This is a genomic window from Pueribacillus sp. YX66 (genome assembly GCF_041725775.1).
Classification (GTDB): Bacteria; Bacillota; Bacilli; order Bacillales; family UBA6769; genus Pueribacillus.
Genome location: NZ_JBEUEL010000005.1, coordinates 25,126 through 45,493, shown reverse-complemented (window position 1 = coordinate 45,493; position 20,368 = coordinate 25,126). Strand labels below are relative to the sequence as shown.

Here is a 20,368-nt window from a genome sequence, read left to right as displayed (position 1 = left end):
CGTTTTAAACACAGGGCTTGTGAGAATTTTATTTAAACGTTGTATACAATCGTTTTATCGTTTCCTCTTTCATTAAAATTTTTCCATATTCGATTACGCGGTGACTCGTTATTGTAGATGAATTCCCAAATTCCGCTAATAGTGCGATGAACAGATCAAAATCAAGATGGATATCGTCATCGTCAAACTTCATATAAAAACGATCATTAAAGCTATATAAAGAACCATCAGTTATTCCCAATGGATGCATTCTTTTTGCAAGTGAGATCACATCCTCAAATGTAGCGAATTCATAAAAAATTTCATCGCTTTCACCTAATGTAACTTGCATTTCGATATAGTCATCGTCATATTGGTCGTCATCTAAATAACCGTCTGATTCTTTTGTTACAATTACGACCATGCCTTGAGCAGGGAGTGAAAAAACTTCGACTGCAATCGGGCCATCAGCTTTGAAGCCCAGTTCATCATCTGCTTCGAGCATCATTTCTTTAAATAACTGATGAACTTTTGGTCCATCTTGCCACAATTCCTCTTTCGTAATTCCTCTTTCTTTTAAATCATCGTATGTTAGAAAAATCTTAATCTTATTATAAGTTAAACGTTCCAGTCTCATGTTATTCCCCTTACCTCCCAACTCACACTCTTAATTTCACCATATGTTGTGATTTCAAAATGGTGCTTAATCTTAGTGTTAGCCATATTCTAACCGAGAATATATGATGAGACAAGCCTCATACATTAATTTATTGCTTGAATATTCTGTAAATGGTTGTTACAATAAACGATAAGAATGCATTGTGCGCTCATTTAACATAAAGATTGGAGCTGAAAATAGTGTATACAAAAAGAACAAATAAAACTTCCCTAACTTATGATGATTTAGAATATAACCGCAAACTTGGTTTGCCAATTGAAATTTATTGCCCTAAACAGCAAAAAACGATCGCTTTTGGCCGTATCGAGGCATTAACAAATCACGGTGTTATGATTAACCAGTCAATTTACTCCAACTATGAGTACGTTTTCTTCGGACTAACTAAAAATAAAATTCTATTTTATACTTAAGTTCAAAGCTCCGGTATTATTTTTGCTGGAGCTTTTTAATGACCTGTTCGTACATAACACACTGCGACTGTGATACCACGACGCAAAATGGTAGAGGGCTATTTTTAAGTAATGTTAAAAGGTCGCCCCTTATCAGTATATTTAAGGTGGGAAGAGTAAGTTGATGAAGAGACTATAGCTTTGCCATCTCGGGTTGGTTGAACAGTCTCTTAAAAAGACAGATAATATATGAATACAAAACCGATAAAGAATAAAAATAAATAAAACATTAATTTCGTTAAATAGAGATGCGTATTTTTACGTTCCTTTTTCCTATTTTGGTGAAATTCACTTCTTGGAGGTAACCCTTGTCCAATAGATAGTTTGTCCGTTTGGTCTTCCAAAGCACGTCCCTCCCCCAATGTTATACTTTTCAATCTTTATAATCCCATATACCTTGATTCACTCTTTTTTTCTCTTATTACTAGTAAGATTGTTACATTTGTTTTTTAGATTAAAGTTATGAAAGTAAATTAAAATGATTACTCTTATTCTTATTTATGATATTCTTAACCTATCAGCAAACTGCGAGGAGGTTTGGTGATTGGCAAAATTTACAATTGTTGATCAAGATACATGTATTGCGTGCGGCGCTTGTGGCGCTGCAGCTCCAGATATATTTGACTATGATGACGATGGCATTGCCTATGTTATAGTAGATAATAACGAAGGAATCGTTGCAATACCTAAAGAATTATATGATGATCTTGATGATGCGTTAGAAGGATGCCCGACAGATTCAATTAAAATGGCTGAACATGCTTTTGATGGCAATCCATTTAAATATGAATAAATTGTTAGAAATTCCTTAAGGGATTTCTTTTTTACTTATAACCACTTTATGCGTCATTTTAAACAAATATTAACCTTCTTAATTGAAACGTTCCTTTTCTTCCTATGAAGAAATTGCTATAATATAGCGGTAATTTAAAACTGGTATTTAGAGAATGAGGAGGATTTTTAAGTCATGGGTTTTAAAAATAAGATTGTTGAAGCAGTGATTGAAATCCCAACTGGAAGTCAAAACAAATACGAATTTGACCCTGATAGTGGCAAATTTAAACTTGATCGTGTTCTATATTCACCAATGCATTATCCAACTGAATACGGTTATTTGGAAAACACGTTAGCTCTTGATGGTGATCCGCTCGATATTTTAGTTTATACGACATTTCCAACATTTCCGGGGTGTGTTATTGATGCCCGAGTGATTGGATTTCTAAATATGAGTGATGACAAAGGGAGAGATGAAAAGCTTCTCGCTGTTCCTGTCAATGACCCACGTTTTGATCATGTAACCCAATTAGAAGACATGCCAGAACATGTTCTTAAAGAAATTGCTCACTTTTTCCGAGTGTACAAAGATCTAGAGAACAAAGAAACGATCATTGAAGGATGGGAAGACGCTGACAAAGCTGCAAAGCTGATTGATGAATGTATCGCACGATTTAAAGAAGAAAATTAAGCGTAGAGGAGTGGAGATATTTTGTTTCACATTCTAGTTTCAGATTCAATGAGTGAAGAGGGTCTACGACCATTATTAGAAAGCAAACAAATTACGTGCGTACAGCGTCATGTTGACGAGGTAGAAGATTTACAAAAGTACGACGCTCTCTTAGTTCGCAGCGGTACAAAAGTGACCGAGGAACTCATGGATAAGATGGAAAATCTAAAAATAGTTGCGAGAGCAGGTGTAGGTGTTGATAACATCGATATAAGCGCTGCAACAAAACGAGGAATCGTTGTTATAAATGCCCCAGATGGAAACACGATTTCCACTTGTGAACATACGTTTGCAATGATTGCATCACTTGCTCGTATGATTCCACAAGCTAATCAATCGCTTAAAGATGGAAAATGGGATCGGAAAGCATTTTTAGGAACAGAATTATATAAGAAAAGTTTAGGCATTATTGGTTTTGGAAGAATTGGTTCAGAATTAGCGGTAAGGGCTCGTGCATTCGGTATGAATCTGTTCGTATACGACCCATTTTTAACAGATGAGCGTGCAAAAGAACTTGGTGTTACAGCAAATACATTAGATGAAGTCTTAGAAAACGCGGATATTATAACTGTGCATACCCCATTAACGAAAGAAACAAAAGGGTTAATTGGTGAACACAATTTAGGGAAAACTAAAGAAGGTGTTCTTCTAATTAATTGTGCGCGTGGTGGAATTATTGATGAACAAGCACTTGTTAAATATTTAGAAACTGGTCATGTTGCTGGGGCGGCATTCGACGTCTTTGAAAATGAACCTCCAGGTGACCATCCTCTTCTTCAATTAAACAATTTCATTGCTACACCACATATTGCGGCTTCTACAAAAGAAGCACAATTGAACGTAGCTTCTCAAGTTTCTGAAGAAGTGCTTGAATTTCTTAATGGAAATCCGATTAAAAATTCGATCAATTTACCGACAATCTCAAATGAATTGTTCCAAAAAGTTCAACCTTACTATCAATTAACGAAAACGATGGGTTCAATTCTTTCTCAGTGTATGAATGTACCTGTTCAAGCAATTGAAGTCACGTACGCTGGAGAAATTACGCAGTTAGAAACGAGTGTTATTACACGGAGCTTACTAGCAGGATTTCTCGCTCACCGAGTAGACACACCTGTAAACGAAGTAAACTCCCCAACAGTTGCCAAGGAACGTGGTATCGAATACGGTGAAAAACATTCAAAAAAATCGAAAGGATATTCCAATTTAATTAACGTGAATGTCACTGGTGAAAATAATAACTTTACAATGCAAGCAACATACGTAAAAGAATATGGGCCAAGGATCGTCAACTTAAATGGCTTTAATATAGATTTTTATCCGCATGGACATCTCATTTACATTCAACATATTGATAAGCCAGGCGTCATTGGTCAAGTAGGACAAATTTTAGGTAACCATAATACGAATATCGCTGAAATGCAAGTTGGTCGAAAAGAAGTTGGCGGAGAAGCCATTATGATGTTATCATTTGATGACCCTGTATCAAATGAAGCATTTGAAACACTTTCCAAAATTGAAGAGATTACATCAATAAAAAGAATTGATTGAAGTTAAGTCGGAAGAGCCATCTGTGACAGATTGGCTCTTTCACATTTTTTCAAACTTGTGAATGACGAGCTCCTGCCCGATAAGGATAAGAGACGAGTCTAAATTGTTCCATTTCATAATATCTTTCACTTCGATATCATATTTCTGCGATAGATCCCACAATGTATCTCCTTCTTGTACTGTAATAGTCTCACGTTTAATATATTCATATTTACTATTCGCTTTCGAGACAGTGATTTCTTTTTCTTCATTCGCTAGTTTACTATCATCTTGAGTACTTAAAACGAGAAGCGGATTAATTGCAGTAGATTTATGAATATCCCACGGACCATCATGGACTTCAAAGTGTAAATGACTTCCAGATGAACGACCTGTGTTACCTACTTCTCCAATTTGGTCACCTTTTTTTACGGTATCTCCTTCAGCTACTAAACGTTTATGTAAATGAGCGTACACCGTTTCCATTTCATTTTTATGTTGAATGAAGATAACATTACCGTAAGAATGTGAAAAATATGACTTCACAACTTTACCACTTTCAGAAGCGTAAACAGGTGTTCCAATTTCCGCGGCGATGTCTATTCCGTAATGTGTTCCACCCCGGGTGCCAAATGTATCTGTTAATACTCCTTCAGTTGGCCAATACCAATTATTGTTTGATTGAGCATTCGTCACTTTTACTCCAACGAATAATAGAGATATGCAAACAGCCATTGCCATGGCGAGAAATACACGTTTAATAAACTCATTCATGATACAGTGCCCCCTCTAATAGCTTGTCGAACTATTTGCTATTAGCGTATGGAGACAATAATCATTTTATAACTTTTCACTACGTTACATTTCGATTACAATTATTCTACTATTGAAAGAAAGCCATCCACTATGGATGGCTTTCACGTGTGAAAAGGCAAGAAAAAAGAAAACGTTGTCCCTTTGTTTATTATACTATGAACATATATTTGTCCACCGTGAGATTCTACGATGTTTTTAGCAATTGCTAGTCCTAACCCTGTTCCAGAACGACCTCGTGTACGAGCTTTATCAGCTTTATAAAACCGTTCAAATACGAAAGGTAAATCTTCTTCAGGAATTCCTGAACCACTATCTTCGATTTCATATTTTATACCAGTAGAAACGGCTTCAACGCGTACAACTACTTTGCCGCCTTCATTTGTATGTCGAATCGCATTATCAATTAAGTTTGTTAACACTTGCTCAATCCGATCTGAATCGATACGCATATATATTTTATTGTCTTCTCCTAATTGTAACGTGAGAGAAATTCCTTGTTCTTTAGCCATCGCCTGAAACTTTCGTGTTACCCTTTCCGAAAATGCCATGATTTCAACTTCATTTAGCATTAGTTGAATATTTCCCGTTTCCATTCTCGCAAGATCGAGCAATTCGTTTACAAGTCTTCCCATTCGTAAAGATTCTTCATAAATAATTTTACCGAGTTCTCGATTTTCTTCCTCGCTCCCTGCTACATTGTCTACGATTGCCTCACTGTAACCTTGTAGTAGAGCGATTGGAGTACGCAATTCATGGGATACGTTTGCGATAAAATCTTCGCGTAGTTTATCCATTCGCCGTTCTTCAGTCATATCACGTAATACTGCGACAGCGCCGCGAACATAAGAACGGCTATATAATGGTGTCATAACGACAACCCACGTTCTTCCTTGCATCGATACTTCGGCAAGTTGTTCTTTTTCTAATGAAACGACTTTCTGAAACAACTTTTTAATTTCACTTGGAATATTTATAAGATTTAAGTCATGCATTCCTTGTTCATAATACCAAGCTTGTAAAAATCGCTCTGCTGGTGGATTTGTTTGCAATATTTGTCCCGTTCTGTCAAACGTAATGACTCCATCAGCCATACTGCTTAATATACCGGAAAGCTGTTCCTTTTCTTGATTTAACGCCTCGATATTCGTTCGAATTTCTTTCGCCATCTGATTAAATGCACTAGCTAATTCACCAATTTCGTCTCTTGTAACAATCGGAATATTCGTATTGAACTTTCCTTTTGCAGCATTTGTTGCAGCTTCTTTCATTTTTCTTAACGGGGCGTTTATTCGTGTTGATAAAAAGAAAGCGAAAACAGTCGTTAAAACAATGGCAATTCCTGCAGAAATATAAATAATTCGTTTTACTTGCTCCATCGTATTTTGAACGACATCCAAAGATTGATAAAGAAAGACACCCCCATTTTTATTTGGTTGCATTGAAAGGGGAACGCCAACAATAATGACTTCATTGTTCGTTTCAGTTGTGTCATTTTCGCTAGGAAAGTAACCTTCGATAACAACTTTCTCTTGTTCATTGATGACTTTTGACAAATGTTCATTTTCGAAAAAAAGCTTGATTGGCAAACTTTCGATATTTGCTGGGTTTGGTGAGTACCAATATTGATCTTTACTAGCTATAATGACAAAGCGCGCTGATGAAGCATCAACGATTTCCCATGCGGTTGAAAGTGCCATCCGATAATCTTCGTACGTTTCCATTACGACGGCTACTTTATCCGCTAATTTCGTCAATTGCTCCTCAGCGCTATTTAAATGGAATGTTTGAAAAAACTCTAATAATAAAATCGTGAGGATAAATAATACGACAGAAAAAAATAAGATAATCGTATACCAAAGCTTAAAAACGACGCTATTCCAAAACATTAGTCGTTAATTACCTCAAATTTGTAGCCGACACCCCACACCGTTGCGATCATTTTTGCAGCATCAGGTGACACACTTGTTAATTTTTCTCTCAATCTTTTTATATGGGTATCCACTGTTCGCAAATCACCGAAAAATTCGTAATTCCATACGTCTTTTAATAATTCCTCACGTGTAAAAACTTTGTCAGGTGACTTTGCTAAATAGTAAAGCAACTCATACTCTTTAGGGGTGAGATTAATTTCTTGATTATCTGTCGTCACGCGGTGAGCATCGTGATCAATTGTTAAATGTGGGAAAACGAGAACATTTTTCATCATCGTATCCGTTTGTAAAAATTTTGTAGTCGAGGCTCGTCTTAATAATGCTTTTACTCTTAAAACGACTTCTCTTGGGCTGAACGGTTTAACGATATAGTCATCTGCACCAACTTCAAACCCTTGTACGCGATTTGTTTCTTCACCTTTTGCTGTCAACATAATGACAGGAGTTGCTTTTTTTTCACGAAGCTGTTGACAAACTTCGATTCCATCTATACCAGGTAGCATTAAATCTAATAAAATTAGATCGAAATCTTCACTTAACGCTTTCTCAAGTGCTTCTTCTCCATCTTCAGCTTCTACAATTTCGTAATTTTCACGTTCCAAATACATTTTTAGTAGCCTGCGAATTCTTTCTTCATCATCGACGACTAACAATTTCGCTTCTTTTTCCAATGGAATTTCCTCCTGAATATTTATTCACTCTTAGTTTAAATATAGCTTATTTGAGTAAAAATATAAAGAAATGTAACATAAAATCAACAAAATTTTACAAGAAGCTGCACGAATTTCATCACTTCGTGATATATAAAAGAAAAAGATAAAATCCTAATGTACGAAAAGGATTTTATCTCGTTTTTTTCATTGCGAGAGCAATTAACTGCTTTACTTCTTTAGGGCTTAATTCACGGTATTCACCAGGGGTCATTCCATCACAATCCAAAAATGCAAACTGCTCCCGTTTTAATTTCAAAATTGGATATCCAACAGCTTCTAGCATTCGCTTTACTTGTCGATTTTTACCTTCATGAATTTTCAATTCAACAATTGAAGTTTGATTTTTACGATTTTGTGAAATGATCCTTACTTTTGCTGGTGTTGTTTTTCCATCTTCTAAATGTATTCCTTTTTTTAATCGATTTATTGCTTCATTTTCAATGATTCCTTTAACTTTTGCGATGTATGTTTTTTCAATTTCAAATTTCGGATGCATAAGCTGGTGGGCAAAGTTTCCATCGTTCGTTAACAAAAGAACACCCGATGTATCATAGTCGAGTCGGCCAATTGGGAAAATTCGTTTTTCTGTTGGTATAAAATCAGTGACTACTTTTCTACCTCTGTCATCTTTTACACTTGAGATGACGGATTTAGGTTTATATAGTAAAAAATAAACAGGTTCTTCTCGTTCAACACGAATGCCGTTGACATCTATTGCATCTTTTATGCTTACTTTTGTACCTAATTCGGTTATAACTTTTCCATTTACTTTTACTTTTCCTTTACGAATTAAATCTTCTGCTTTTCTTCTTGAAGTTATCCCTGCTTGTGCAATGATTTTTTGAAGACGCTCCATCTATTTCACCTCAGTTAACATCATACGCTTGTCTTTTTTATTCCTCAAGTTGTTAAATCGAAAATACGAGTGAAACGATGATAATTGAAGCGATTATTCCGACGGCATCTGCTAATAAACCGACTTTTAACGCATCTCCCATTTTTTTAATACCTACTGATCCGAAGTATACAGTTAATATATACAACGTCGTATCAGTACTTCCTTGCATCGTTGATGCAAGTCGACCAATAAATGAATCAGGTCCATGAGTCGCGATTAAATCAGTTGTGATTGCAAGTGCGCCTGTACCCGATATTGGACGCATAAGTGCTAGCGGCATGATATCAGCAGGGACACCAAATATTGAGAGGACGGGCTGAATGAATTGAATAATCGCATCCATTGCTCCTGAAGCTCGAAACACACTGATAGCGACTAACATCCCTACGAGAAATGGAATGAGCTGAATCGCAATTTTTAAGCCTTCTTTTCCACCGTCCACAAAGGTTTCATAGGTAGGAATTTTTTTATATGTGCCATACATTAAAATAAACACGATAAATAAAGGAATGAGCCAAATTGAAATTAACGCAATCACTCTTTGCCCCTCCTTTTTCGTCGATAGTAGAAATATCGATCGATTAAAATTGCTGCAGTCGTTGATAAAAGTGTTGCAGCAATGGTAGTACCTACAATCTCTGTCGGTGATTGCGAATCATATTGCATCCGAATTGCAATAACTGTAGTTGGAATGAGTGTTAAACTTGAAGTGTTGAGTGCGAGAAATGTAATCATTGAGCGACTAGCTGACTCTTTACCACCATTTAATCGTTTTAATTGTTCCATTGCTTTTATTCCCATTGGCGTTGCAGCATTTCCGAGTCCAAATATATTTGCCGCCATATTGGAAACAATATAACCCATAGCGGGGTGTTGATTTGGAACATCTGGAAATAATCTTTTTGCCAATGGTTGAAATAAAATTGCTAATTTCTTTAGTAAACCAGCCTCTTCTCCTATTCTCATAATGCCGAGCCAAAATACGAGTACACTAATGAGTCCAATTGAAACGGCTACAGCTTCTTTTCCACCGTCAAAAATGGCTTTGTTGACCTCTTCCATTGTTCCATTAAAAGCGGCATAAAGAAACCCAATGATGAACAAGAGCATCCATATGATATTAATCATATGGATCAACCTTTGAAACAAAAAAGAATAAGCTTTTTATTTTATTTAAAAGGCCATCATTATGATTGTTTATTGGGTTTCCATCAAAAAAAAGTGGTACGGAAGCAATTTCTTCCTCATCAAGCATGATGTTTATCCGCCCGACAGGCTCCGGTACGCCGTTTTCTGCCCACTCATCCTCTTTAGGTGGTTTATATAAGTACAATGAAGAGCTCAAATGTTCCTGTTCTTCTAGTGTGAGAGGATAGTATACAGGATGTTTTATCGTTAGTTTGTTTTTATAAAAACGGTCCTTAATTTGTTTATATTTACCGGGATTGATTAGTTTTACCTTCTCATAATTTTGAAATGCGTACTCAAACATATGAATATGGTCATTCCAGTCATTAGGCGCATTTAATGTGACAGCAATTAACGTCATATTATTTTTGTGTGCACTTGACACGAGAGTCCGTTTTGCTCTTTTTGTATACCCTGTTTTCCCGCCAGTAGAATATTCATATAACCCTGTTAATAGCTTGTTTTTATTTTTCCAATAACGTACTTTTTCTTCCTCATTGAATGTATATGATTTATAGTTTTTTGCTCCAAATATTTTATTGAACGTTTCATTGTTCATCGCATATTTCGTTAGTATTGCCATATCATACGCTGTCGAATAATGGTGCTCACTATCGTCTAAACCATGAGGGTTTGCGAACATCGTATTGGACATTCCTAATTCTTCTGCTTTTTCATTCATCAAATAAACGAAACCATCAACACTTCCACCGACGTAATTTGCTATAGCAATAGCAGCATCATTACCAGAACGGAGCATTAATCCATAAACTAAATCTTCAAGTGTAATGAGTTCACCTTCTTCGAGATAGATACTTGACCCCTCGATATTAGTGAAATGTTCATGAATTTTAACTTTTTCGTTTAATTTCCCTGATTCAATCGCAATGATTGCGGTCATAATCTTTGTGATACTCGCAATTCTGCTTTTTGTGTTTGCATCTTTTTCATATATAATTCGCCCTGAATCTTGTTCGATTAAGATTGCACTTTTTGCTGAAACGTCAATATCATTTGCATCGGTCAGTGTTGGAAAAAAAAGAAATAATAGTAAACTGATTAGTAAAGCAACGGATATATCGGTTAATTTCATAACATCCCGCCTTTAAACAAGCCTTTTTGTTAACTATGTTTATGCGAGACGGTTCATGTTATGAGCATGTCTAAATTTCTATTTTTGTCTTGATGACACTTGCAATGATTGTAAAGCAACTTCTTCGTTAGGAATTCGGACGAAATAAATAAGGATGAAGTTTAATAACGAAAACAGTATGGCAGTCACATATGCTCCAAATATCATTGGCAATGTAAATAGTTCAATTGCGACGACAATATAATTTGGATGTTTCATAAAACGATAAGGTCCCTTAGATACTTTAGCCGAATGGGGAATGATTAAAATTTTCGTATTCCAATATTTTCCGAGCGAGAATAAGCTCCAAATTCGCAGCCCTTGTGCCAATATAAACAACGTAAAGAAAAAATACCATCCATTAATTAGCGTTGGATGTAACGTATATTCAATGATTAGCGATATAAAAAATAACGTATGTAAACTAACGATATATTTGTAATGATTCGCCCCATACTCGATCGCACCATTTTGTCGGGCCCACCGTTCATTTCTCTTCGCTACGATTAATTCGACGATTCGTTGCACCATCACAAACGTAATTACAATCACAAAAAACATTATATTTCCCCCTTAACGTTGTGCCATTTAAGCAGCACACATTCAGATGAAAAACCTGGACCGAGTGCAAACAATAGACCAAATTCACCATGCTGAATGTTCAAATTTAAAATTTCAGCCATGACAAATAAAACAGTAACAGAAGACATATTGCCAAATTCGTTTAAAACTTTTGTTGAATGAGCGAGATGTTCGCTTGAAAGGTTTAACGCTGTTTCATATGCGTCTAGCACTTTTTTTCCACCCGGATGAGCAATAAATTGGCTAACATCTTCTACCGTTAATTGATGTCGTTTTAGAAATTTTTCAACGTTTGGTTTTAGCCAGTTTTTAATAATCGTTGGAATATCTTTTGAAAAAATGACGTGCAACCCTGTATTTTTTACTTCCCAGCCCATGACATCTTCAGAGTGAGCCATTAACGTAGATTCATTGTCAATAATCATCGGTAATGATTCAATTTTGCTGTACTGAAGAAGCTTTGATTCACGACCACAGACTAAGCTGCACGCAACACCATCTGCAAACAATGAAGTTCCAATAATATTACTTTTCGTTATGTCGTCCTTTTGAAGCGTTAAACTACAAAGCTCAACACATAAAACTAAAACATTTGTTTCTGGAAAAGCTTTACAATACTCATTAGCACGCGCGATTCCAGATGCTCCTCCTGCACAGCCTAGGCCCCAGATTGGAATCCGCTTTGTATGCTCATGAAAAGGTAGCTTGTTCATTATTTTTGCTTCTATGCTTGGTGTGGATAGGCCTGTGCTAGATATGAAAAAGATTGCATCTATGTCATCGTAGTGAACCGATTGTGTTAAAAACATGTCGTTTTCAATTGTTTTTTTTATCGCTTCAATTCCGAGGGTTGTTGCAAGTTCAACATACCGTTCATTTTTCTCTGAAAACGAATGCGTTTCTTTAAACCATTCTAATGGAGCGGAGAAATATCGCCCGTTAATTTGACCGTTTTGAAATACGTTTAACAGTCGATCAATCTTTTTATATTTAGAACGAAAAAGTTCGTGAACAAATTCCTTTGCTTTTTCTTGAGAATAATAATAAGGAGGTGTTTTCGTACCTATTGAAAGAATGTATGACAATGTTTAAAACCCCTTTACGATCTACTTGTCGTTAGTTTGAGCGAAAACACGTCATTTCATTCCGACAACGCATTGATGGTACAATACAATAAAAATGATTTGAGGAATGAGAAGTATGGAATATCCGAAAGCATACATTGATTATTTAGTTTATTTTCATGGGTTAAGAGATTATTTTGAATGTCATGAAGTACTCGAAGAACAGTGGAAGAAAGACAGAAAAGAAGAGAGGAAAAAGTATTGGGTTGGTTTAATCCAAATTGCTGTTTCTTTATATCATCATCGAAGAGGAAATTTCAAGGGAGCGACAACGCTCATTAAAAAAGCAATCGAAAATTTACAACGTGAAAAAGCAGCGATTGAATCGTTAGCTCTACATTATGAACGGCTTCATACACTTTTAAAAATACGATATACCGACCTTATCAATCGAAAAAGTTTCAAGGATATTGATTTACCTATCGTTTCTGAATTGCTAATTGAGGTTTGTAAAGAAGAGTGCGAACGCTTGAATTGTACGTGGGGAAGTGAAAGTGATTTAAGTAATGAATATGTTGTAAACAAACATAGATTGAGAGACCGAAGTATCATGATAGCTGAAAGAGAGAAGCAAAAAAAGAAAAGAAGCTGAAATTAAATAAAATTTACAGCTTCTCTTCTTCATCATCTGCAAAGCATTTTTCATAAAATGTTCGTGTATGTTTGTTCGGTAAAATTTCAAATTTTTCTCCAATTAACTTGTTTAACGCTGTTAGCATCGTTTTACCCAACCCTTGATTTCGGTGCGATGGGTTTACAGTTACATGTTGCAAAATCGCAGTTTCATCATCTTCAACAGAAACCCCGATTATTCCAACAATATCGTCATCCTGTTTCCATAAATAAAGTTGCCAATCGTCATTCGATTCATAAAGTTTGATCGTTTCTTGTAACTTTTTCAAATCTTTTTCTTGGGGCATAAATGACATTAATCCCATCGCAATTTTTTCAAAGGCACGTTTGTAACGTATAAGCATACTGATCCCTCTTTAAGTGGATGTTAAAAAAACCTTGCTCATGTACCGAAAGAATCTAATGATCTTCTGCTAAAAGCGTGCACGTCGTGTGCACAACGCAGAAGTCAGCACATCCTGTGCAAGTCGGCATCTCTTTGCGCTTGTGCTTTTACCATTCATAGTATACACGATCAAGGGTAAACTTGCGACGTTATTCAGAAAAGTCCTTCATTAAATTCGCCATTTCGATTGCAGAAATACCAGCGTCCCAGCCTTTATTTCCAGCTTTCGTGCCCGCACGTTCAACTGCTTGTTCAATTGTATCTGTCGTCAAAACCCCAAAAATAACAGGAATATCACTTGATAATGAAGCGTGGGAAACGCCTTTCGCAACTTCATTGCATACGTAGTCAAAATGGGGAGTAGAGCCACGAATGACGGTTCCAAGCGTAATGACAGCATCATACTTGTTGGAATGCGCCATTTTTTTTGCAACTAACGGAATTTCAAAAGCACCTGGAACCCAAGCTACTTCGATATTCTCTTCATACACACCGTGTCGGCGCAATGCATCCTCAGCACCATCGAGCAACTTGTTCGTAATAAAATCATTAAAACGTCCGACAACAATACCAATTTTTAAATTTGTTCCGACTAAATTTCCTTCGTATGTTTTTTGCATTTTCATCGTCTCCTTTACAGTACGTGTTCAAAAAGGGGCATAATCAGACGCAGTGGATTTTCTGGACTTTTTTGAACATCCTCTTACAGTTTAATCGATTTGCAGTAAATGCCCAAGCTTACTATGTTTCGTTTCTAAATATCTTTTATTTTCGGATTTCATCGGCATTTGAATCGGAACTCGCTCAACGACTTCTAAGCCGTATCCGGTTAATCCTGCAATCTTTCGCGGGTTATTCGTGAGGAGTCTCATTTTTGTCACACCGAGATCTTTAAGAATTTGTGCCCCGATTCCGTAATCTCGTAAATCAGGAGCAAAGCCAAGTTGCTCATTGGCTTCCACTGTGTCATAGCCTTCTTCCTGCAATTTATAGGCTCTCAATTTATTCATTAAACCAATCCCGCGTCCTTCTTGGCGCATGTATAGGAGTACACCTGTACCAGCCTCTTCAATTTGATGCAAAGCAGCATGCAGCTGAGGACCACAATCACATCGATTCGAGCCAAACACATCACCTGTTAAACATTCAGAGTGGACACGCACTAAGATTGGTTCATCACGTGTAATATCGCCTTTTACTAGTGCGAGGTGTTCTTTATTATCAAGCGCATTCGAATACCCAATGGCTTTAAATTCACCAAATTCTGTCGGTAATTTAATTTCAATTTCTTTTTTAACGAGCTTTTCATTGTGACTGCGATACTGAATTAAATCTTTGATCGTAATAAACTTTAAATCAAATTCATCTGCGATGACTCTTAAATCGTCAACCCTTGCCATCGTCCCGTCTTCTTTTATAATCTCACAAATCACACCAGCAGGTTTAGCCCCAGCTAATCGAGCTAAATCGACTGCAGCTTCTGTATGACCTGCTCGCCGCAAAACACCTCCGTTTTTTGCAACTAAAGGAAAAATATGTCCTGGGCGTTTAAAATCAGATGCTTTCGCGTTTGGGTTAAGCATTTCTTTGATCGTCATTGCTCTTTCATGAGCAGAAATCCCTGTTGTTGTCAATTTATGATCAATGCTAATCGTAAACGCTGTCCCGTGAGGGTCTGTATTATGCTCAACCATTGGCATCAGGTCGAGCTTTTCAGCTAAATCTTCTGTAATCGGTGTGCAGACGAGTCCGCGTCCATATTTAATCATAAAATTCACTGTATCAGGAGTAACTTTTTCTGCAAGTGCAATAAAATCACCTTCGTTTTCTCTTTCTTCGTCATCGACGACGATAACAATCTTTCCATTTTGCAAATCTGTAATGGCTTCCTCGATTGAATCGAACATTGTTGTCACACTCCTTATGTGAATCCATTTTCGTCTAAAATGGCTTTCGTTAATTGACTTTTGTTTTCATTTTCTTGTTGTCCTATGAAACGTTCAACATATTTTCCAAGCATGTCACATTCGATATTGACGACATCACCGACTTCTTTTACGCCTAATATCGTTTCAGAAAGCGTGTGTGGGATTAATGAAATCGTAAAGCTTTGTTCAGATACACCAAAAACAGTGAGACTTGTCCCATCGATAGCAATGGATCCTTTTAAAATGATATAGTTTAGTAACTCTTTTGGGGCCGAAATGTCATAGTATACTGCATTTTCGACCGGTCGTTTCGCGATTATTTTCCCAATACCATCGACGTGTCCAGTAACGAAATGACCTCCAAATCGTCCATTCGCTGCAACCGCTCTTTCGAGATTGACGGAAGAACCTATTTTTAAAGAACGTAGACTCGTACTTTTTACTGTTTCAGGCATAACGTCAACAGTAAAACAAGTAGAAGAAAATGAAGTGACCGTTAAACAGATTCCATTGACGGATATACTATCGCCTAACGCAACGTCAGATAAAATTTTTTTTGCGGCAATGTTTAGTACGCTCGAGTTTGAACTTTGTTTGATGTTTGCAATCGTTCCGACTTCTTCAATTATGCCTGTAAACATTCATGCATCTCCTTACATATTTTTTCGCTTTGCAATTATTTTCAAATCGTTTCCAATTTGTTCGACGGACTCGATATTTAATTTCATTGCATCTTTCAAATGCTTGATCCCCATTCCTTCGAAACTAGTCGGGGCGTCACTTCCCCCAATGACTGTTGGAGCGATATAAAAAATGAATTGATTTACGATCTTGGCAGTTAGAAAGCTATTATTGATATGTGCACCACCTTCTACGAAAAGTGACGTTATTCCAAGTTGCCCTAATTTCAACATTAATTTGGAAAGCTGATGCGGATCGCTCATTTCAATTAATTTCACGTGCGGGAAGTTGTAACGACCTTTCCGTTCAATTTCAACATTTTTATCAATTACAATCCACGTTGGAGCTGATTTGTCCGTAACAACAAATGAATCTAACGGTGTTTTTAATTGCCGATCTAATATAATTCGAATCGGATTTTTCCCACCCTCTGGAAGTCTCGTTGTCAGCTTAGGGTTATCTTTAAGAACAGTACCAATACCAACTAAAATCGCATCATGTTCGTGACGATAGCGATGTACGTCTGCGCGGGCCTTTTCCCCTGTAATCCATTTGCTTTCTCCAGTCGATGTTGCAATTTTGCCGTCGATCGTCATCGCCGTTTTTAATGTGACGAAAGGAGTTTTTGAAACAACATAATGTTGAAAATCATCATTTATCTTTTTCGCTTCTTCTTGACATATTCCAACGTTGACATCGATGCCTGCTTTTTCGAGCATTTCAACTCCTTTTCCAGCAACATTCGGATTCGGATCTTTCATCGCGATAATGACACGTTTCACTCCGGAATTTATGATTAATTCAGCACATGGGGGGGTTTTTCCATAATGACTACACGGCTCTAGCGTGACGTACAAAGTTGCTCCTTCCGCTTTTGAGCCAGCCATGTTCAAAGCATATACTTCAGCATGAGGCTCACCTGCTTTGAGGTGAGAGCCTAACCCTGCTACTTCTCCGTTTTTTACAACGACCGCTCCAACAGCAGGATTCGGTGATGTCTGTCCTTTAGTTGTTTTTGCTAACTGAATCGCAAGTTGCATATAGTCAATTTCCTTCAAATCTGTACCCCCTTTTGAACAACAAAAAAACCCTCGACCATTCGTTCGGGGTTTTTACATTAGGAAATAACCCTTTAAAAAAGGGCACAATTCGCCTATATGTAGTATTCCTTCTCCCATCCAGACTTTCACTGTCGGCTCCGGAATTTCACCAGATCCACCGCGCAGGCGCGGGTCACGGGCTGAGAGACATGCGTCTCATTACCGCCGGTAGGGAATTTCACCCGACCCCGAAGGAACGATTATAAAATATGCTATTTACTTTAGTTTCCTCTAAAATTATTTTCTTATTGATCGTATTTTATACTTAACAAAAAAATAAAGCAAGGAGTTAAGCTACTTGTTCTCCATTCAGCCAATTGAAAAATGCGCTCATAAATATTTTATATAAATGCCCGATCCTTACAACATGAATAGGCGGGTTTTCCAGATATTCATATGTTTGTCTTCTACTATTAATTTATCATGATTTTTGTAATTTTCGTACGCATTTAGTACGCAAAAAGAACACAAGATGCTTTTTGAACTTTTATATTTATTTCGTATCCATCATTATCTCTAAGTAATAGTGACTTGCCAATATCACCTCAATCAGAAATACTTTCAATCACTGATAGTAGTTTCTTAGTATTTGGAATGAATTTTCTTAAAAACCGACAAATGAAGGGGGTATAAACACGTACAAATTTTACATTCTTTGTTAAAAACATACATTTGTAGGGTTGGAAATATATAGAAAACCTATTACACTATTTTTAAGATTCAGAACATCCAATAAAAGACTACATCTATCCTCCAAGATTGAAATCAAATCCAAAAGCTTTATCCATCACTAGAATACAGAGCAACCTAAAAGAATCTGAATGTTCTGATCTAGAGAATTGGCTACTAGGAGGACTAGGAGGTGAAATCGTCGTCGCGTTTCTCAAGTCTCTGGAAATTATTAAAAAATAAGGAGTGATTTTGATGAAGGCATTATTACGTAAAGTTGGATTTATGACGCTAGCTATCCCAATGTTTTTAATGGGGAGCGTCACTGGTGCAAGTGCAGCAGAGGACGGATACCATGAGGAAGAAAAGACTATTCAATATTGGTGTGACTCTGTAGTAGATTTTCAAATGCCAGTAACGATTAAAGCAACTGTACCTGACTCAGTAGAGCCTGGTGGACAAGTAATGTTTCTAAATTCAACTGCCACTGTAACATTACCAGAAAATCCTGCTGTAAATGTTTTACGAGGGTTTCCTTATTATGCTGACTCTATTACTGGGGAAGTAACGAAATTTAATATCAGTTCTCAAAACGAAGCTTCTACTATCAATGTCGCATCAACTCCAATTCAAATTCCTAAAACGACTGTTCCAAGTTCTGGTTCAATGACGTTTACTGTTCCAGGCAATGTAGGAATTGATGCTGGACCATTCACAGCTGGACAAAGTGGAAATTTAACTATCACTGCCGGAGACATTGATACAACAGTTCACCCAGAGAGCTTTTTAGGTGGAATAATTCCTATTAATGCATCATGTAGCCCGTTAGTAGGAGAAGATACAGTTTTAACAACAGTTCCGATAGTTGAAGATTAAAAAGATTAATTAGTCTTCCTGATCAATATTTCTAACTTATCAATACTACACACGTACCTCACGTGGTACGTGTGTAGTATTTTCATCAGTTAATCCAATAACTAGGGGGAGAAGGAAGTTATAATGAAATTATTAAAGAATACAGTATTTATAATGTTTATTGTTCCATTTGTCACACTTTTTGTTTTAGGTGTAAGTTTCGTTAACGCATCTAATACTTCAAACAATGCTGAAATTTCAATTCAAGGTGAATGTGGAATGCAGGTACCTGGTGGTGGGTCTCAAATATTACCTTGGGATAACCCAATGACTTTTAAGGCCACTGTTCCCAATATAATCGGACCAAGTAAAGAATTTCAGTTAGAGAATGCTCTTGCTACATTGACATTACCTTTAGAGAATTTTAGATTTGCACCAGGTACAGCAATTGACTCAATTAATTTAACTATAGAATCCGAAAATAATGAAGGTAATCAAAGAGTGTTTTCTGATCATCAAATAGATGTTCCTACGTCCGAGGAATTTCTCACGATCTCTATACCAGATGAAGTTGGCACAACTATTGGTTCATTTTCTTCAGGTGAAGAAGGTGAAGTTATATTAAAGTTAAGCGAAATTAGAATGAATGTTGTTATGTTTGCAAATACTGATAATCCTGTCCCTTTAGGTTTAGTTTGTACACCTAAAGAGGATGAGGCTAATATAATTACAAGCATCCCAATCGATAGTGAAGCCCCTGTCATCACCTTAAACGGTGACAACCCAATAACCGTTAAGCAGGGCGATCCTTACAACGAACCCGGCGCAACAGCTAACGATAACTTTGACGGGGATGTGTCTGATAATATCAAAATTTCAGGTGACGTCGATACAAATACTATCGGAACATATACCGTAACGTATACCGTAAGCGACAGCGACAGTGTTGGAAATGTTTCAACTGTTGAACGTACCGTAAACGTTGTTGAGCCATTTGGCAATTGGTATACAGGAGAAGGACCGCCAAGTGATGAACTTGGATTCAACGGTGATTCATACCTCGATCTGACAACTGGCGATGTGTACAAGCGTGATCCGAACACATGGACAAAAACTGGCAACTTAAAAGGGGATGACGGTAAACAAGGTTCTGCGATTCTTACTGGTTCAGGCGCACCAAAAGCGGATGCAGGTGACATCGGAGACTTATATCTCGACACGAAAACGGGTGATGTGTATGAAAAAACCGCTGATGGCTGGAAAAAAATCGCGAACTTGCAAGGACCTGCTGGACCACAAGGTCCAAAAGGACCGAAAGGTGATGCTGGATCTGTCGGAAGTAGCGGTTCTGGTGATGATGGCGGCGGAAAAGGTACGATAAAAACATCAACTGGCAGTGACAAAGACGGCAAAGGCAAATCTGCACAAGGCGGAAAACTGCCAAAAACAGCGACAAGCCTGCCTACTCTGATTCTTATCGGTTCATTACTTGCAACAGCTGGCGGAGTCTTATTCTTAAGACGCAGAAAAGCCATCGAATAAAAAAATTTGTAATTCACAGGTAAAGGAGCTTAGTCACCTAAGCTCCTTTA

Annotated in this window: 23 protein-coding genes and 1 riboswitch; of the genes, 7 read left to right on the top strand and 16 right to left on the bottom strand. The window is 37.0% G+C overall.

Annotation, left to right across the window (positions count from 1 at the left end; all coding sequences use genetic code 11):
• Positions 1 to 28 precede the first annotated feature (28 nt).
• Positions 29 to 616 (bottom strand): genetic competence negative regulator, encoded by a 588-nt coding sequence (locus ABU914_RS03585; RefSeq protein WP_379668388.1) that lies wholly within the window; start codon positions 614 to 616, stop codon positions 29 to 31.
• 221 nt (positions 617 to 837) lie between these two features.
• Here ABU914_RS03585 and ABU914_RS03580 point away from each other — a divergent pair, with 221 nt between their 5' ends.
• Positions 838 to 1,068 carry a hypothetical protein gene (locus tag ABU914_RS03580; RefSeq protein WP_379668387.1) on the top strand — a complete coding sequence of 77 codons (231 nt, stop codon included), beginning with the start codon at positions 838 to 840 and terminating at the stop codon, positions 1,066 to 1,068.
• 209 nt (positions 1,069 to 1,277) lie between these two features.
• On the opposite strand, the gene ABU914_RS03575 is transcribed toward ABU914_RS03580, so the two are convergent.
• Positions 1,278 to 1,451: a hypothetical protein gene (locus ABU914_RS03575; protein WP_379668386.1), complete on the bottom strand. Its 174-nt coding sequence runs from the start codon at positions 1,449 to 1,451 to the stop codon at positions 1,278 to 1,280.
• A 200-nt stretch (positions 1,452 to 1,651) separates the two neighbouring features.
• Here ABU914_RS03575 and ABU914_RS03570 point away from each other — a divergent pair, with 200 nt between their 5' ends.
• The 3 genes from ABU914_RS03570 to serA all read left to right on the top strand — a co-directional run bounded on the left by ABU914_RS03570 (position 1,652) and on the right by serA (position 4,162).
• Positions 1,652 to 1,900, top strand: a complete 249-nt coding sequence (locus ABU914_RS03570; RefSeq protein ID WP_379668385.1) for a ferredoxin — start codon at positions 1,652 to 1,654, stop codon at positions 1,898 to 1,900.
• Positions 1,901 to 2,074: 174 nt separating this feature from the next.
• Positions 2,075 to 2,572 carry an inorganic diphosphatase gene (locus tag ABU914_RS03565; RefSeq protein ID WP_379668384.1) on the top strand — a complete coding sequence of 166 codons (498 nt, stop codon included), beginning with the start codon at positions 2,075 to 2,077 and terminating at the stop codon, positions 2,570 to 2,572.
• A 21-nt stretch (positions 2,573 to 2,593) separates the two neighbouring features.
• On the top strand, positions 2,594 to 4,162 hold the full coding sequence (gene serA / locus ABU914_RS03560; RefSeq protein WP_379668383.1) for a phosphoglycerate dehydrogenase: 1,569 nt from the start codon (positions 2,594 to 2,596) through the stop codon (positions 4,160 to 4,162).
• A 39-nt stretch (positions 4,163 to 4,201) separates the two neighbouring features.
• On the opposite strand, the gene ABU914_RS03555 is transcribed toward serA, so the two are convergent.
• The 9 genes from ABU914_RS03555 to ABU914_RS03515 form a co-directional block, all read right to left on the bottom strand.
• Entirely contained in the window at positions 4,202 to 4,915 is a 714-nt protein-coding gene (locus ABU914_RS03555) for a peptidoglycan DD-metalloendopeptidase family protein (RefSeq protein WP_379668382.1), read from the bottom strand.
• A gap of 143 nt (positions 4,916 to 5,058) precedes the next feature.
• Positions 5,059 to 6,843: an ATP-binding protein gene (locus ABU914_RS03550; protein ID WP_379668381.1), complete on the bottom strand. Its 1,785-nt coding sequence runs from the start codon at positions 6,841 to 6,843 to the stop codon at positions 5,059 to 5,061.
• On the bottom strand, positions 6,843 to 7,559 hold the full coding sequence (locus ABU914_RS03545; protein WP_379668380.1) for a response regulator transcription factor: 717 nt from the start codon (positions 7,557 to 7,559) through the stop codon (positions 6,843 to 6,845). Before ABU914_RS03545 ends, ABU914_RS03550 begins: the two co-directional genes overlap by 1 nt.
• 172 nt (positions 7,560 to 7,731) lie before the next feature.
• Positions 7,732 to 8,457 carry a pseudouridine synthase gene (locus ABU914_RS03540; protein WP_379668379.1) on the bottom strand — a complete coding sequence of 242 codons (726 nt, stop codon included), beginning with the start codon at positions 8,455 to 8,457 and terminating at the stop codon, positions 7,732 to 7,734.
• A gap of 52 nt (positions 8,458 to 8,509) precedes the next feature.
• Positions 8,510 to 8,983 (bottom strand): spore maturation protein, encoded by a 474-nt coding sequence (locus ABU914_RS03535; RefSeq protein ID WP_379668467.1) that lies wholly within the window; start codon positions 8,981 to 8,983, stop codon positions 8,510 to 8,512.
• Positions 8,984 to 9,033: 50 nt separating this feature from the next.
• Complete coding sequence (locus ABU914_RS03530) at positions 9,034 to 9,627, bottom strand: nucleoside recognition domain-containing protein (RefSeq protein WP_379668378.1); 594 nt, start codon at positions 9,625 to 9,627, stop codon at positions 9,034 to 9,036.
• On the bottom strand, positions 9,620 to 10,780 hold the full coding sequence (locus ABU914_RS03525) for a D-alanyl-D-alanine carboxypeptidase family protein (protein ID WP_379668377.1): 1,161 nt from the start codon (positions 10,778 to 10,780) through the stop codon (positions 9,620 to 9,622). Before ABU914_RS03525 ends, ABU914_RS03530 begins: the two co-directional genes overlap by 8 nt.
• A gap of 78 nt (positions 10,781 to 10,858) precedes the next feature.
• Complete coding sequence (locus ABU914_RS03520) at positions 10,859 to 11,380, bottom strand: isoprenylcysteine carboxyl methyltransferase family protein (RefSeq protein ID WP_379668376.1); 522 nt, start codon at positions 11,378 to 11,380, stop codon at positions 10,859 to 10,861.
• Positions 11,380 to 12,486, bottom strand: coding sequence for a type III polyketide synthase (locus tag ABU914_RS03515; RefSeq protein WP_379668375.1), 1,107 nt, complete (start codon positions 12,484 to 12,486; stop codon positions 11,380 to 11,382). Before ABU914_RS03515 ends, ABU914_RS03520 begins: the two co-directional genes overlap by 1 nt.
• Positions 12,487 to 12,601: 115 nt before the next feature.
• Between ABU914_RS03515 and ABU914_RS03510 the strand changes: the two genes are divergently transcribed.
• Positions 12,602 to 13,117, top strand: a complete 516-nt coding sequence (locus ABU914_RS03510) for a DUF309 domain-containing protein (RefSeq protein WP_379668374.1) — start codon at positions 12,602 to 12,604, stop codon at positions 13,115 to 13,117.
• A 13-nt stretch (positions 13,118 to 13,130) separates the two neighbouring features.
• Here ABU914_RS03510 and ABU914_RS03505 read toward each other — a convergent pair whose 3' ends face one another.
• The 5 genes from ABU914_RS03505 to ribD all read right to left on the bottom strand — a co-directional run bounded on the left by ABU914_RS03505 (position 13,131) and on the right by ribD (position 17,210).
• Positions 13,131 to 13,502 (bottom strand): GNAT family N-acetyltransferase, encoded by a 372-nt coding sequence (locus ABU914_RS03505; RefSeq protein ID WP_379668373.1) that lies wholly within the window; start codon positions 13,500 to 13,502, stop codon positions 13,131 to 13,133.
• 190 nt (positions 13,503 to 13,692) lie between these two features.
• Positions 13,693 to 14,163 (bottom strand): 6,7-dimethyl-8-ribityllumazine synthase, encoded by a 471-nt coding sequence (ribH, locus tag ABU914_RS03500; RefSeq protein ID WP_379668372.1) that lies wholly within the window; start codon positions 14,161 to 14,163, stop codon positions 13,693 to 13,695.
• Positions 14,164 to 14,253: 90 nt separating this feature from the next.
• Positions 14,254 to 15,450, bottom strand: a complete 1,197-nt coding sequence (locus tag ABU914_RS03495; RefSeq protein ID WP_379668371.1) for a bifunctional 3,4-dihydroxy-2-butanone-4-phosphate synthase/GTP cyclohydrolase II — start codon at positions 15,448 to 15,450, stop codon at positions 14,254 to 14,256.
• Between the two features lie 14 nt (positions 15,451 to 15,464).
• Entirely contained in the window at positions 15,465 to 16,112 is a 648-nt protein-coding gene (ribE, locus tag ABU914_RS03490; protein ID WP_379668370.1) for a riboflavin synthase, read from the bottom strand.
• Between the two features lie 12 nt (positions 16,113 to 16,124).
• Positions 16,125 to 17,210, bottom strand: a complete 1,086-nt coding sequence (gene ribD / locus ABU914_RS03485) for a bifunctional diaminohydroxyphosphoribosylaminopyrimidine deaminase/5-amino-6-(5-phosphoribosylamino)uracil reductase RibD (RefSeq protein WP_379668369.1) — start codon at positions 17,208 to 17,210, stop codon at positions 16,125 to 16,127.
• 104 nt (positions 17,211 to 17,314) lie between these two features.
• Positions 17,315 to 17,452: riboswitch (FMN riboswitch) on the bottom strand.
• A gap of 724 nt (positions 17,453 to 18,176) precedes the next feature.
• On the opposite strand from ribD, the gene ABU914_RS03480 reads away from it, so the two are divergent.
• Positions 18,177 to 18,797 carry a DUF6801 domain-containing protein gene (locus ABU914_RS03480; RefSeq protein ID WP_379668368.1) on the top strand — a complete coding sequence of 207 codons (621 nt, stop codon included), beginning with the start codon at positions 18,177 to 18,179 and terminating at the stop codon, positions 18,795 to 18,797.
• A gap of 123 nt (positions 18,798 to 18,920) precedes the next feature.
• On the top strand, positions 18,921 to 20,318 hold the full coding sequence (locus tag ABU914_RS03475) for an immunoglobulin-like domain-containing protein (protein WP_379668367.1): 1,398 nt from the start codon (positions 18,921 to 18,923) through the stop codon (positions 20,316 to 20,318).
• The last annotated feature ends 50 nt before the right edge of the window (positions 20,319 to 20,368 follow it).

Coding starts and splice junctions, on each gene's coding strand:
- ABU914_RS03480 (WP_379668368.1), top strand. CDS start 18,177: ATGAAGGCATTATTACGTAAAGTTGGATTTATGACGCTAGCTATCCCA.
- ABU914_RS03520 (WP_379668376.1), bottom strand. CDS start 11,380: ATGTTTTTTGTGATTGTAATTACGTTTGTGATGGTGCAACGAATCGTC.
- ABU914_RS03550 (WP_379668381.1), bottom strand. CDS start 6,843: ATGTTTTGGAATAGCGTCGTTTTTAAGCTTTGGTATACGATTATCTTA.
- ribE (WP_379668370.1), bottom strand. CDS start 16,112: ATGTTTACAGGCATAATTGAAGAAGTCGGAACGATTGCAAACATCAAA.
- ABU914_RS03475 (WP_379668367.1), top strand. CDS start 18,921: ATGAAATTATTAAAGAATACAGTATTTATAATGTTTATTGTTCCATTT.
- ABU914_RS03555 (WP_379668382.1), bottom strand. CDS start 4,915: ATGAATGAGTTTATTAAACGTGTATTTCTCGCCATGGCAATGGCTGTT.
- ABU914_RS03565 (WP_379668384.1), top strand. CDS start 2,075: ATGGGTTTTAAAAATAAGATTGTTGAAGCAGTGATTGAAATCCCAACT.
- ABU914_RS03540 (WP_379668379.1), bottom strand. CDS start 8,457: ATGGAGCGTCTTCAAAAAATCATTGCACAAGCAGGGATAACTTCAAGA.
- ABU914_RS03585 (WP_379668388.1), bottom strand. CDS start 616: ATGAGACTGGAACGTTTAACTTATAATAAGATTAAGATTTTTCTAACA.
- ABU914_RS03530 (WP_379668378.1), bottom strand. CDS start 9,627: ATGATTAATATCATATGGATGCTCTTGTTCATCATTGGGTTTCTTTAT.
- ABU914_RS03510 (WP_379668374.1), top strand. CDS start 12,602: ATGGAATATCCGAAAGCATACATTGATTATTTAGTTTATTTTCATGGG.
- ABU914_RS03525 (WP_379668377.1), bottom strand. CDS start 10,780: ATGAAATTAACCGATATATCCGTTGCTTTACTAATCAGTTTACTATTA.
- ribH (WP_379668372.1), bottom strand. CDS start 14,163: ATGCAAAAAACATACGAAGGAAATTTAGTCGGAACAAATTTAAAAATT.
- ABU914_RS03535 (WP_379668467.1), bottom strand. CDS start 8,983: ATGTATGGCACATATAAAAAAATTCCTACCTATGAAACCTTTGTGGAC.
- ABU914_RS03495 (WP_379668371.1), bottom strand. CDS start 15,450: ATGTTCGATTCAATCGAGGAAGCCATTACAGATTTGCAAAATGGAAAG.
- ABU914_RS03505 (WP_379668373.1), bottom strand. CDS start 13,502: ATGCTTATACGTTACAAACGTGCCTTTGAAAAAATTGCGATGGGATTA.